Origin of the sequence: Paraburkholderia sp. CNPSo 3076, assembly GCF_026343935.1 — a bacterium.
GTDB classification, from domain to species: domain Bacteria; phylum Pseudomonadota; class Gammaproteobacteria; order Burkholderiales; family Burkholderiaceae; genus Paraburkholderia; species Paraburkholderia nodosa.
This window is the reverse complement of record NZ_JAPMAL010000003.1, coordinates 166,579-179,035: the sequence shown is the minus strand read 5'-3', so window position 1 is coordinate 179,035 and position 12,457 is coordinate 166,579. Positions and strand designations below refer to the sequence as shown.

Annotated in this window: 10 protein-coding genes; 7 read left to right on the top strand and 3 right to left on the bottom strand. The window is 65.7% G+C overall.

From position 1 onward, the window contains the following. Positions 1–16: 16 nt before the first annotated feature. Positions 17–844, bottom strand: coding sequence for a phosphonate ABC transporter ATP-binding protein (gene phnC / locus M3A49_RS04620; protein ID WP_266227636.1), 828 nt, complete (start codon positions 842–844; stop codon positions 17–19). A 375-nt stretch (positions 845–1,219) separates the two neighbouring features. Between phnC and M3A49_RS04615 the strand changes: the two genes are divergently transcribed. The 4 genes from M3A49_RS04615 (at position 1,220) to M3A49_RS04600 (ending at position 5,111) form a co-directional block, all read left to right on the top strand. Beyond that, positions 1,220–2,254 carry a M14 family zinc carboxypeptidase gene (locus M3A49_RS04615; RefSeq protein ID WP_266227635.1) on the top strand — a complete coding sequence of 345 codons (1,035 nt, stop codon included), beginning with the start codon at positions 1,220–1,222 and terminating at the stop codon, positions 2,252–2,254. Beyond that, positions 2,251–3,033, top strand: a complete 783-nt coding sequence (locus M3A49_RS04610; RefSeq protein WP_266227634.1) for an alpha/beta fold hydrolase — start codon at positions 2,251–2,253, stop codon at positions 3,031–3,033. The genes M3A49_RS04615 and M3A49_RS04610 overlap by 4 nt, the downstream gene beginning before the upstream one ends. A gap of 97 nt (positions 3,034–3,130) precedes the next feature. Then, positions 3,131–4,198 (top strand): selenide, water dikinase SelD, encoded by a 1,068-nt coding sequence (selD, locus tag M3A49_RS04605; RefSeq protein WP_028202648.1) that lies wholly within the window; start codon positions 3,131–3,133, stop codon positions 4,196–4,198. A gap of 7 nt (positions 4,199–4,205) precedes the next feature. Beyond that, positions 4,206–5,111: a cation diffusion facilitator family transporter gene (locus tag M3A49_RS04600; RefSeq protein ID WP_266227633.1), complete on the top strand. Its 906-nt coding sequence runs from the start codon at positions 4,206–4,208 to the stop codon at positions 5,109–5,111. Positions 5,112–5,313: 202 nt separating this feature from the next. On the opposite strand, the gene M3A49_RS04595 is transcribed toward M3A49_RS04600, so the two are convergent. Beyond that, positions 5,314–5,586: a DUF4148 domain-containing protein gene (locus M3A49_RS04595; protein ID WP_266227632.1), complete on the bottom strand. Its 273-nt coding sequence runs from the start codon at positions 5,584–5,586 to the stop codon at positions 5,314–5,316. Between the two features lie 197 nt (positions 5,587–5,783). Beyond that, positions 5,784–6,788, bottom strand: coding sequence for a LysR family transcriptional regulator (locus M3A49_RS04590; protein WP_028202645.1), 1,005 nt, complete (start codon positions 6,786–6,788; stop codon positions 5,784–5,786). A 188-nt stretch (positions 6,789–6,976) separates the two neighbouring features. On the opposite strand from M3A49_RS04590, the gene M3A49_RS04585 reads away from it, so the two are divergent. The 3 genes from M3A49_RS04585 (at position 6,977) to M3A49_RS04575 (ending at position 12,446) form a co-directional block, all read left to right on the top strand. Further along, on the top strand, positions 6,977–7,870 hold the full coding sequence (locus M3A49_RS04585) for an alpha/beta hydrolase (protein ID WP_266227631.1): 894 nt from the start codon (positions 6,977–6,979) through the stop codon (positions 7,868–7,870). Between the two features lie 69 nt (positions 7,871–7,939). Then, a complete protein-coding gene (locus M3A49_RS04580; protein WP_266227630.1) occupies positions 7,940–9,157 on the top strand; it encodes an efflux RND transporter periplasmic adaptor subunit in 1,218 nt (405 codons plus the stop codon). Positions 9,158–9,260: 103 nt separating this feature from the next. Further along, a complete protein-coding gene (locus M3A49_RS04575) occupies positions 9,261–12,446 on the top strand; it encodes an efflux RND transporter permease subunit (RefSeq protein ID WP_266227629.1) in 3,186 nt (1,061 codons plus the stop codon). Positions 12,447–12,457 lie beyond the last annotated feature (11 nt).

Genomic DNA, 12,457 nt, shown 5'->3' with positions numbered 1-12,457 from the left:
GGGTTGGGTTGCGCGATCAGGCCGCGCGAGGCTGCGCGCCGAAGCGCGTTGCCGCGGACGGCGCAGCATCGGGTTCGAGCAGCTCGCGCGCGGCGTTGCCATAAAGCTGTTGCAGCAGGGCGGGCGTGAGCGCCGCCGATGCGCCGTCGTACACCACGCGCCCGTCGCGCAACGCGATGGTGCGCGGGCAGTACTCCATGGCGATATCCACCTGATGCAGCGAGACGACCACCGTCAAGCCGTGATCGCGGTTGAGCATGCGCATCATGTCCATCACGCGGCGCGACGATGCGGGGTCGAGCGAAGCAATGGGTTCGTCGGCGAGAATGAGGCGCGCGCGCTGCACGAGCGCGCGGGCGAGCGCCGCGCGCTGCTGCTGGCCGCCCGAGAGATTCGAGGCGCGCTCGGCGGCCTTGTGCGCGATGCCGACTTCGCCGAGCGCGGCCAGCATCAACTCGCGCTCGGCGCGCGGAAAGCGGCCCGTGAGGCGTCGCCATAACGACAGCCGCGACAGGGCGCCGATGAGCACGTTCGTTTCGACCGTGAGGCGATGCACGAGATTGAACTGCTGAAATACGAAGCCGATGTCGCGGCGAATGCGGCGCACTTCGCGCACGATGCGGCCGTCCTGCTGAATAGGACGACCAAGAATCTCGATGCGCGAAGGCTGCGGGTCGGAAGCCGTGAAGCCCGCAATATGGCGTAGCAAGGTCGATTTGCCCGAGCCCGATGCGCCGATCAGCGCGACCATCTCGCCAACGCCTACGCGCAGGTTGATTTCGTCGAGTGCCTTGCGGCCGCTGTCGAAGCTTTTCGAGAGGCGTTCGATGCGTATGGCGTCCATAACAATCCGTCGCTGTGTAGTCGAGGGCTCATTCTAGGAAGCGACTGTGACGGTTGAGTGAAGGTGTCGCGACGTCTAGACGACTACATGTTTTGCGGCCTTCCCGCCGCGGAAAATTTCGCGAGAGATGTGACAGAGGCATGACGCCAAACATCTGTCACGCTCAATACCGCGGGAAGCGGCTATATTGATGGGCGACGTGTGTGCTGTCCCTGGTTTTCCTGACTTGTTGCTGACTCATTGTCGACAGGGGCGGCACTCGCAAGGCAGTTGTAGACAATGCGGCCGCACGCGGCGGCCCCGACCTGGGCGGCCCCACCTAGGCGGCCCCACCTAGGCGGCCCCATCCAAACGAGCGACGAAACCCGGCGCCATATGCAGGCACTGAGCTTCCTACCCGACAGCTTCGAGGAATACGAGGATCTCAAAATGATCCTCGATGCCGGCGCGCGCTGGCTCGACATTCGCAGCGAAGGCGAAGTCGTGGTGCGCGGCCGTACGTTTCCTCTCTATGTGGCGGCAATCGGCTCGCGCGATCCGGCCGCGCCCGGCATTGGTTTTTTCGGGGGCATTCATGGGCTCGAGCGCATTGGCTCGCAGCTCGTGCTCGACTACATGCGCGCACTGGTGGGGCGTCTTGCCTGGGACGAACTGCTCCTGCGCCAGCTCGAGTCCGTGCGCATCGTGTTCGCGCCGATCCTCAATCCCGGCGGCATGTGGCTCGCCACGCGCGCGAATCCGAACGGCGTGGACCTCATGCGCAACGCGCCGCAGGACGCCGACGAACGCGTGCCCTTTCTCGCGGGGGGGCAGCGTGTCGGCTCATGGCTGCCGTGGTATCGGGGGCGGCGCGGCGCGGCCATGGAGATCGAGGCGCAAGCGCTCCTGAAGATCGTCGACGAAGAACTCACGCGGCGCCCGCTTTCCTTCGCGCTCGACTGCCATTCGGGTTACGGCTGGACCGACAGCATCTGGTTTCCGTACGCGCGCACGCGCCGCCTCATACGCCATCTGCCCGAAATGTACGTGCTCAAGACGATGTTCGAGCGCGCGCATCCGCATCACGGCTACACCTTCGAGCCGCAGAGCCACCAATATTTGCTGCATGGCGACTTGTGGGATTGCGCGTACGATCGCGCGCCCGATAGCAACATCTTCCTGCCGCTCACACTCGAACTGGGCTCGTGGCTGTGGATCAAGAAGAACCCGCGCCAGATCTTTTCGCGCCAGGGCATGTTCAATCCGCTCTTGCAGCATCGCACCGCGCGGGTGCTGCGGCGTCACGCGAATCTGTTCGAGTTCCTCACGCGCGCCGCGTATTCCGCGCAGCGTTGGCTGCCCGAGGGCGTGATACGCGAGGAGGTGCTGAAAAGCGCGATCGGGCACTGGTATCGCAAGCCGGGCACATGAGCGAACCGTGGATCCTGCTGCGCGGCCTCACGCGCGAATCGCGCCACTGGGGCGCGTTCGCCGCGCGGCTTGCGGCGCGCGACGGCGTGCTGCCGATCGACCTGCCGGGCAACGGCACCGCGGCGCACGTACGCTCGCCGCTCGCGGTGGACGACTACGTGGACGCGCTGCGCGCCGAGGCGCAGCGGCACGGCGCACGCGCGCCATACCGCGTGCTGGCGATGTCGCTGGGCGGCATGGTGGCGACGGCGTGGGCGCTGCGTTACCCCGAAGAAATAGACCGGCTCGCGCTCGTAAATACGAGCATGCGGCCTTTTAGCCACATTCACGAGCGCTTGCGGCCCTCGGCGTGGCCCGCGCTCGTGCGCGTGGCGCGGCACTGGGATGGCGGCGATAGCGGCGACATTGCCGAGACGCTGATCCACGGGCTCACTTGCGCGCGCCGCGACACGCTCGCTGCCGACCTCGAAACGTGGCGGGCGATCCGCGCGAGCGCCCACGTGAGCCGCGCGAACGCGCTGCGCCAGCTAGCCGCCGCCGCGCGCTTCAAGGCGTGCGCCGCGCCGCGCTGTGCGGTGCTCGTGGTGTCGTCGCAAGGCGACCGGCTCGTGAACCCCGTTTGCTCGGCGCGGCTCGCGCGGGCCTGGGGCGCGCCGCACGTGGAGCATCCGTGGGCGGGGCACGATCTGCCGCACGACGATCCGCAATGGCTCGTCGATACGCTCCACGCGGGCGGCGTCGCCGCGAACGCCGCTGGCCAGGCCGCCGGGCGCGATTGAGCGGCGCCGCCGCGCGTGCGCGCCGCCCGCATCGCCTGTCCGGCGATTGCCCCATAATACGAAAACTCATCCGGCACTTTCAGGACGATTTCCAGACATGAACGATAAACCCGCCATTGGCGCCGCCGTACCGCGCCTCACGAGCCTCTCGCACGGCGGCGGCTGCGGCTGCAAGATCGCGCCGGGCGTGCTTTCCGCGCTGCTCGCCCGCAGCACGCCGCTCACCACCGTGTTTCCGAACCTGCTGGTCGGCACCGAGACCGCCGACGACGCCGCCGTCTACAAGCTCAACGACGAGCAGGCCATCGTCGCGACGACGGACTTCTTCATGCCGATCGTCGACGACCCGTACGACTTCGGCCGCATCGCCGCGACCAACGCGCTCTCGGACGTCTACGCCATGGGCGGCAAGCCGATCCTGGCGCTGGCGCTCGTGGGCATGCCCATCAACGTGCTGCCGCACGACGTGATCGCGCAGGTGCTGCGCGGCGGCGAGGACGTGTGCGCGGCCGCGGGCATTCCCGTGGCGGGCGGCCATTCGATCGACTCCGTGGAGCCCATTTACGGCCTGGCGGCGCTCGGCGTGGTGCATCCCGAACGCGTGAAGCGCAACGCGTCGGCAAAGGCCGGCGACGTGCTCGTGCTCGGCAAGCCGCTGGGGGTGGGCGTGCTTTCCGCCGCGCTCAAGAAGGAAATGCTCGGCGACGCAGGCTACAAGGCGATGGTGGCGGCCGCGACCCTGCTCAACAAGCCGGGCGCGACGCTGGCGGAGCTGCCGGGCGTGCACGCCATGACCGACGTGACGGGCTTCGGCCTGCTCGGCCACACACTCGAAATCGCGCGCGGCGCGAATCTCACCGCGCGCGTGCACTACGCCGACCTGCCGTGGCTGCCGGGCGTGCAGAAGTTCGTCGATGACGGCGTGTACACGGGCGCCTCGGGCCGCAACTGGGCCTCGTACGGCGACGCCGTCACGCTCGCGCCCAGCCTGCCCGAAAGCGCGCGCACGCTGCTCACCGACCCGCAGACTTCGGGCGGCCTGCTCGTGGCCTGCGCGCCGGAAAACGTGGACGACGTGCTGGCGATCTTCCGCGCGGAAGGCTTTGGCGACGCCCGTGTGATCGGCGAACTGGGCGCAGGCCCGGCGCGCGTGGACGTCGCATGAGGGCCGTATGAGCGGAGAGTCGCCGAAAGCCATCTTCTATGCGCTCGCTGCGAACTTCGGCATAGCGGTCTGCAAGTACGCTGCCGCGGCGTTCACTGGCTCGGGATCGATGTTCGCGGAGGCGATTCACTCCACGGCTGACTGCGGCAATCAACTGCTGCTGCTGTTCGGCCTGCGCCAGTCGCGCGAGCCGCCCACGCCGCTGCATCCCATGGGCACGGGCCGCGCGATCAACTTCTATTCGCTGCTCGTGGCGCTGCTGCTGTTTTTCGTGGGCGGCGCTTTCTCGGTCTACGAGGGCGTGCACCGGCTGATTGCGCGCGAGCCGTTGCGATTCGTGTATGTGGCGCTCGTCGTGCTCGGCATTTCCGTGGTGCTCGAAGCGTTTTCGCTTTACGGCGCGATGCGCGAGATTCGCAAGGGCGCGCCTACGAAGTCGCTGTGGCGCTGGGCGCGCGAAACGCGCGATTCCGACCTGCTCGTCGTTGCGGGCGAAGACATCGCCGCGCTGGCGGGTCTCGCCATCGCGTTCGCCGCCGTGCTGCTCACGGTCATCACGGGCAATCCGGTATGGGACGCGTGCGGCTCGATCGGCGTGGGCGTACTGCTCATGCTGATTGCGTGGTTTATCGCGCGCGAAGTGAAGTCGATGATCGTCGGCGAATCGGCCAGCCCGGAAATGCGGCGCGATATCGAATCGTTCCTGCGCACGCGGCCCGAGATTCGCAGCATCATCAGCCTCATTACCCTGCAATGGGGCAAGGAGGTGATGGTGGCGGTGCAGTGCGAAATGCTCGAGTACGACCACAGCCGCACCATGGTCGAGGCGATCAACGAGATCGAAGCCGATCTGCAGGCGCGCTTTCCCCTCGTGCGCTGGGTGTTTTTCGAGCCGGATTTCGTGAACCGGTAACGCCAGGGCCCGGCGGTTGCAAAACCGCCGGGCCCTTTCACACGTTTCACATCTTCACGCGCGCTTCACATTTCAATGCCGAAACGGCGTCCACACGGGCGTGGTGTTGTCCCACTGCTCGAGTTCGGAAGGTACGGTCTGGTTCATGTTGGACTCCTACGTTTTTCGTCTTGCAATCGAAATGCCGATGCGTCTTGCGGGCTTATTCGCCAGCCTGCGCAACATGCTGGGCGTTGTTCGCGCGGCTTTCCTGCAGCGCGATGCGTTGCGCTTGCGTGCGGCCGATCAGGCTTTGCTCGGGGTAGCTCGTCTTGTTCAGCGAAGGCAGCGTGCCGTCGCGATACGCGGCAGCGATTTCCGCCTTCACTTCGGCGCGGGTTTTCGGAGCGCTGTTGTCCTGGGCGAAGGCCGAAGCGCTGGCGGCGAGCGAGAGAACGAGCGTGGCGCCAATGGCGGCTGCGAGAGTGCGTTTCATGATCTGCTCCTTTTGTACTGGTGCCACGTGGGTCGCGGCGACAGGAGCAAATGTAGTTGCGCAGCCGTTTGCGATAAACGGCCGGAACGCGAAAGCAATTGTCGAAAATCTGGAACAATCGCTGCACCGCGCCCGCAAAGCCTTTGCGGGCGCGGCTCTGAGGGGGGGCGCAGCGCTACGGCGTTACGCCGCCCAGCCTATGCGGCCCATTCCGAAATAACGGGCGTTTCGAGCGCCGGCGCGTTTTCGCGCTCTTCGAGCGTGCGCATCGTGCAGGCCTTGTCGAGTGAGGCGCGGCCGCTCAGGAGCGGGCAGCGGTCGAACACCTCGGCGATCCAGTCCACGAACACGCGCACTTTGGGTGACAGATGGCGGCTGTGCGGATAGACGGCCGAAATCGGCATGGGCAACGGCTTGTAATCGGGCAGCACCTCGACGAGCGCGCCCGACTTCAGGTGCGGCAGCACCATGTAGCGCGGCCCCTGAATCAGGCCGAAGCCTTCGATGCCGCAGGTCACGTAAGCGTCCGCGTCGTTTACCGAGACCATGCTCTTGAGCTTGACCTCCACTTCCTTGCCGTCGACGAGAAACGCCCAGTCCATCACGCGTCCCGTGCGCGACGAGAAGTAGTTCACGGCGCGATGCTCGGCCAGTTCTTCGAGCGTCTGCGGCATGCCGTGGCGCTCCAGATACGACGGCGCCGCGCACGACACGCCTTCGAAAATGCCGATGCGCCGCGCGACCAGCGACGAGTCCTGTAGCGCACCCACGCGCACCACGCAATCCACGCCTTCCTGCAGCAAGTCCACGGGGCGATCGGATAGCCCGAGTTGCAGGTCGATGTCCGGATAGCGACCGTGGAATTCGCACAGCGACGGAATTATGATGAGCCGCCCGATCGAGCCGGGCATGTCGATGCGCAGTTTGCCGTGCGGCTTGCGGTTGCGATCCTGGAATGTGGTTTCCGTTTCCTCGACGTCCGCGAGAATGCGCACGCAGCGCTCGTAGTACGCCGCGCCATCGGGCGTGAGCGACAGACGGCGCGTGGTGCGATGCATGAGGCGCACGCCGAGAAACGCTTCGAGATTCTGAATGATCGTCGTGACTGAAGCACGCGGCATGTCGAGCGTTTCGGCAGCACGTGTGAAGCTGTTGGTATCGACGACGCGGGTGAACACCTGCATGGCCTGAAGGCGGTCCATTGCCACTCTCCAAAAAGCTTCGGTCGCACGGCGCGCGGCGTTCGAAAGAAACGCACGCGCAGAAAGAGGAGACAGATTGTTCAGGTGCGCCGAATTGTGTTGCCGGATTATAGGCATTTATTTGCAAGTCTGCCGAACCCACAATTCGTTCCATTCGAATCTACTCTCGCGCATTGCGCCGATTTGACATGGATGTCTTTAAACGCCCAACGTCTTGGACCTCCGCGGAGGAAGCGCCGCTGGCCGAAGTGCCCGCGGCCCTGCCTGTTACCGCGTCCGCCAAGCCTGGCAAGGTGCGCGCGCTGCTCACGACCGACGTGGTGATCGAAGGCTACGCCCAGCAGATTCCGCTGCGCCTGTACCGACCCGAAGCCGCGAATGGTTTGCCGGTGTTGCTCTATTTCCACGGCGGCGGCTTCGTGCGCGGGTCGATCGAGGAAGCGGATGCGGTGGGGCGCTTTCTCGCAGAACGCTTACCAGCGCTCGTGGTGAGCGTGGGGTATTCGCTCGCGCCCGGGCACCCGTTTCCCGCCGCACCCGAAGATGCGCATCGCGCGGCGCTGTGGGCGCTGACGCGGGCCCGCGCCTTCGGCGGCAATCCGAAGCGCGTGATCGCGGCGGGCCACGACGCGGGCGGCCAGATCGCCAACGTGCTCGCCTTCATGGGCCGCGATCGCGGCGACGTGAAGCTCGCGGCGCAGGCGCTGTTTGCGCCGATGCTCGACCCGAGCCTCACGCGTCTTGGCGACGAGGCGCGCCTTGGCTCGGATATCACCGCAAGCGAATGCGCGGCGTGTTATCGCGCGTATCTGCCCGATGCGACGCAGCGCATGCATCCCTACGCCGCGCCGCTCGAATCGCTGCGTCTTGGCGGCTTGCCGCCCACGCTCATCGTGACCGCACAGAACGACGTGCTGCACATCGAAGCGGAGAAGTATGCGAGCCGCCTGATCGACGCGGGCGTGCGCACCCAGGTGGTGCGCTACCCGAGCGTTTCGCACGCGAACCTCGCGGCGCATCCGGCCGCGCTCAGCGAGGCCGTACGGTTTTTCCAATGTTGCTTCGACGCGGGCGCGTCATAGACGAAGCACCCTTGCGGCGGTGCTGCCGAACCAGTGAAGAACAATCAACCATTATTTCTGGAGTCCGACATGTCACTTTTTTCGCAATCCCGAACCCGTATCGCGCTAGCGGTCATTGGCGTGCTCGTGGTCGCGGGCCTCGGCACCCTCGGGGCCATCCGCCTCGACTCGCACCCTGCCGTTGCCGCTGAAGCGCCGCCGGCACCCGAGGTCGATGTCGCAGCCGTGCTCAATCGCACCATCACCGACTGGCAGAGCTACTCGGGCCGTATGGCCGCCGTCGAGAAAGTGGAGATACGTCCGCAGGTTTCCGGCACGATCGTGTCCGTGAACTTCCGTGACGGCGCGCTCGTGAAGCAGGGCGAAACGCTGTTCGTGATCGACCCGCGCCCGTACCAGGCGGCCGTCGATCAAGCCGCTGCGCAGCTGGCCGCCGCCCAGGCGCGCACGGGCTACGCGCAAAGCGACTGGGAGCGCGCGCAGCGCCTGATTGGCGACAACGCCATCGCGAAGCGCGATTACGACGAGAAGCAAAACGCCTCGCGCGAAGCGAACGCGAATCTCAAGGCCGCGCAGGCCGCGCTCGAAGCCGCGCAGATCAACCTGGGCTACACGCGCATCGTCGCGCCGGTGGCGGGGCGTGTGTCGCGCGCCGAGATCACGGTGGGCAACGTCGTTTCGGCAGGCGCAAGCGCCGCGCCGCTGACTACGCTCGTTTCCGTTTCGCCCATCTACGCCGAATTCGACGCCGACGAGCAGACCTATCTCGACTACATCAGCCGCATGAAGGATGGCTCGAAGGTGCCGGTGGAACTGGGTCTGGCGAACGAATCGGGCTATTCGCGCACCGGTACGATCGAGTCGGTGGATAACCGTCTCGACACCACGTCAGGCACGATCCGCGTGCGCGCGCGCTTCGACAACGCCGACGGCGCGCTGGTGCCGGGGCTGTACGCACGCATCAAGGTGGGCGGCAGCGCCCCGCACCCGGCGCTGCTCGTGGACGACGCCGCCATCGGCACCGACCAGGACAAGAAGTTCGTGTACGTCGTGGATAACAGCGGCAAGATCGCGTACCGCACGGTGCAAACGGGCGGCCAGCAGGGCAACCTGCGCGTGATTCTGGGCGGCCTGAAGGCGGGCGACCACGTGGTGGTGAACGGCACGCAGCGCGTGCGCCCCGGTGAAGCCGTGCGCTCGCACATGGTGCCGATGAACGGCGACCCCGACGCCGATTCGACCAACACGGCAGCGAACCCCGGCGCCAAGGCAGCGAAAACGTCCTGACGAACGGCGGGCGTAGGCGATCGCAGCCTACGCCTGCCCGTCAGTCAGGATGCCTAAGCAGAAAGATTCGCGTCAAATTGAGCGTCATGAACAAGAGCAACCCATGAACATATCGAAATTCTTCATCGACCGGCCGATCTTCGCGGGCGTGCTGTCCGTGCTGATCCTGCTGGCCGGCGTGATCGCGCTGTTCCAGTTGCCGATCTCCGAGTATCCCGAGGTCGTGCCGCCTTCGGTGGTGGTCCACGCGCAGTATCCGGGGGCGAACCCGAAGGTGATCGCCGAAGCCGTCGCCGCGCCGCTCGAGGAGCAGATCAACGGCGTCGAGAACATGCTGTACATGCAGTCGCAAGCCAATAGCGACGGCAATCTCACGCTCACGGTCACGTTTCGCCTCGGCACCGACCCGGACAAGGCCACGCAGCTCGTACAGAACCGCGTGAACCAGGCGCTGCCGCGCCTGCCGGAAGACGTGCAGCGTCTCGGCATCACGACCATCAAGAGCTCGCCCACGCTCACGATGGTGGTGCACCTGATCTCGCCGGACAACCGGTACGACATGACCTACCTGCGCAACTACGCGCTGCTCAACGTGAAGGACCGCCTCTCGAACATCCAGGGCGTGGGCGAGGTGCAGCTGTGGGGCTCGGGCGACTATGCCATGCGCATCTGGCTCGACCCGCAGAAGGTGGCACAGCGCAATCTCACCGCGAACGACGTGGTCAACGCGATTCGCGAGCAGAACGTGCAGGTGGCGGCGGGCGTGATCGGCGCGTCGCCTAGCGTGCCTGGCACGCCGTTCCAGCTCAACGTGAATGCCCAGGGCCGTCTGCGCACGGAAAGCGAGTTCGGCAACATCATCGTCAAGACGAATCCCGATGGCGGCGTGACGTACCTGCGCGATATCGCGCGTATCGAGCTGGCGGCGTCCGAATATGGCCTGCGCTCGCTGCTCGATAACAAACCGGCCGTTGCGCTCGCCATCAACCAGGCGCCGGGCGCGAACTCGCTCGCGATTTCGGACCAGGTACGCGCGGCGATGAAGGAACTCAAGCAGGACATGCCGGCGGGCGTCGATTACCGCATCGTCTACGACCCCACGCAGTTCGTGCGCTCCAGTATCGAGGCCGTGGTGCATACGCTGCTCGAAGCGATCGCGCTCGTGGTGATCGTGGTGATCGTGTTCCTGCAAACGTGGCGCGCCTCGATCATTCCGTTGATCGCGGTGCCGGTGTCGATCGTCGGGACGTTCTCGCTGCTGCTTGCGTTCGGCTTCTCGATCAACGCGCTATCGCTGTTCGGGATGGTGCTCGCCATCGGCATCGTGGTCGACGACGCCATCGTGGTGGTGGAAAACGTGGAGCGCAATATTGCCAGCGGGTTATCCGCGCGCGATGCGACCTACAAGGCCATGCAGGAAGTGAGCGGGCCGATCATCGCCATTGCGCTCACGCTCGTGGCCGTGTTCGTGCCGCTCGCGTTCATGAGCGGTCTCACGGGCCAGTTCTACAAGCAGTTCGCGATGACCATCGCGATTTCCACGGTGATCTCGGCGTTCAACTCGCTCACGCTTTCGCCGGCACTTTCGGCGCTGCTGCTGCGCGGTCACGGCGAGAAGGAAGACTGGCTCACGCGTGGGATGAACCTCGTGCTGGGCGGCTTTTTCCGCCGCTTCAACCAGGTGTTCCATCGCGGCTCGGAAAGCTATGGACGCGGCGTGAACGGCGTGCTGCGCCACAAGGGCGCGATGCTCGCGGTCTATGTGGTGCTGATCGCCGCAACGGTGCTGATGGCGCGTGTGGTGCCGGGCGGCTTCGTGCCCGCGCAGGACAAGGAGTATCTGATCGCGTTCGCGCAATTGCCCAACGGCGCTGCGCTCGACCGCACTGAGAACGTGATTCGCGACATGAGCGCCATTGCGCTCAAGCAGCCCGGCGTGGAAAGCGCCGTGGCGTTCCCGGGCCTGTCGGTGAACGGCTTCACGAATAGTTCGAGCGCGGGCATTGTGTTCGTCACGCTCAAGCCGTTCAAGGAGCGCAAGGGCAAGGCGCTGTCGGCCGGCGCGATCGCGGGTGCGCTGAACCAGCAGTACGCCAGCATCAAGGATTCGTTCGTCGCCGTGTTCCCGCCGCCGCCGGTGCTCGGCCTCGGTACGCTGGGCGGCTTCAAGTTGCAGCTGGAGGATCATGGCGCGCTCGGCTATGAGGCGCTCAACCGCGCGACGCAGGACTTCGTCAAGCGCGCGGCGCAAACACCGGAGCTGGGCCCGACGTTCACGAACTATCAGATCAACGTGCCGCAGCTGAACGTAGATCTCGACCGCACGAAGGCGAAGCAGCTTGGCGTGCCGGTCACGGACGTGTTCGACACGATGCAGATCTATCTGGGTTCGCTCTATGTGAACGACTTCAACCGCTTCGGACGCGTGTATCAGGTGCGCGTGCAGGCCGATGCGCCGTTCCGCCAGCGCGCCGACGACATCCTGCAACTGAAGACGCGCAACGCCGCGGGCGAAATGGTGCCGCTCTCGTCGCTCGTCACGGTCACGCCCACGTATGGCCCCGAGATGGTGGTGCGCTACAACGGCTACACCGCTGCCGACATCAACGGCGGCCCGGCGCCCGGTTATTCGTCGGGCCAGGCGCAGGCGGCGGCGGAACGCATCGCGGCTGAGGTGCTGCCGCGCGGCGTCAAGTTCGAGTGGACCGACCTCACGTACCAGCAGGTGCTGGCGGGCAATGCGGGCATCTGGGTGTTCCCGATCAGCGTGCTGCTCGTGTTCCTCGTGCTGGCGGCGCTCTACGAGAGCTTGACGCTGCCGCTCGCCGTGATCCTGATCGTGCCGATGAGCGTGCTGTGTGCGCTCACGGGCGTGTGGCTCACGCAGGGCGACAACAACATCTTCACGCAGATCGGCTTGATGGTGCTGGTGGGGCTCGCTTCGAAGAACGCGATCCTGATCGTCGAGTTTGCGCGCGAGCTGGAGCACGACGGACATACGCCGCTTACCGCTGCCATCGAGGCGAGCCGCCTGCGTCTGCGCCCGATTCTGATGACGTCCATCGCGTTCATCATGGGCGTGGTGCCGCTCGTGCTCTCCAGCGGCGCGGGTTCGGAAATGCGTCATGCAATGGGCGTGGCCGTGTTCTTCGGCATGCTCGGCGTGACCGCATTCGGCCTGTTGCTGACGCCGGTGTTCTATGTGGTGCTGCGCACGCTCGCGGGCGGCAAGATTCACGTCGCGCAGAAGGACAATGCGCGCAAGCCGCAGTCGATGGTCGATGCGTAAGGCGACAAGGG

What these genes read in the sequence shown, in the direction of transcription:
- phnC (WP_266227636.1), bottom strand. Translation starts at nt 844, where the DNA reads ATGGACGCCATACGCATCGAACGCCTCTCGAAAAGCTTCGACAGCGGC.
- M3A49_RS04615 (WP_266227635.1), top strand. Translation starts at nt 1,220, where the DNA reads ATGCAGGCACTGAGCTTCCTACCCGACAGCTTCGAGGAATACGAGGAT.
- M3A49_RS04610 (WP_266227634.1), top strand. Translation starts at nt 2,251, where the DNA reads ATGAGCGAACCGTGGATCCTGCTGCGCGGCCTCACGCGCGAATCGCGC.
- selD (WP_028202648.1), top strand. Translation starts at nt 3,131, where the DNA reads ATGAACGATAAACCCGCCATTGGCGCCGCCGTACCGCGCCTCACGAGC.
- M3A49_RS04600 (WP_266227633.1), top strand. Translation starts at nt 4,206, where the DNA reads ATGAGCGGAGAGTCGCCGAAAGCCATCTTCTATGCGCTCGCTGCGAAC.
- M3A49_RS04595 (WP_266227632.1), bottom strand. Translation starts at nt 5,586, where the DNA reads ATGAAACGCACTCTCGCAGCCGCCATTGGCGCCACGCTCGTTCTCTCG.
- M3A49_RS04590 (WP_028202645.1), bottom strand. Translation starts at nt 6,788, where the DNA reads ATGGACCGCCTTCAGGCCATGCAGGTGTTCACCCGCGTCGTCGATACC.
- M3A49_RS04585 (WP_266227631.1), top strand. Translation starts at nt 6,977, where the DNA reads ATGGATGTCTTTAAACGCCCAACGTCTTGGACCTCCGCGGAGGAAGCG.
- M3A49_RS04580 (WP_266227630.1), top strand. Translation starts at nt 7,940, where the DNA reads ATGTCACTTTTTTCGCAATCCCGAACCCGTATCGCGCTAGCGGTCATT.
- M3A49_RS04575 (WP_266227629.1), top strand. Translation starts at nt 9,261, where the DNA reads ATGAACATATCGAAATTCTTCATCGACCGGCCGATCTTCGCGGGCGTG.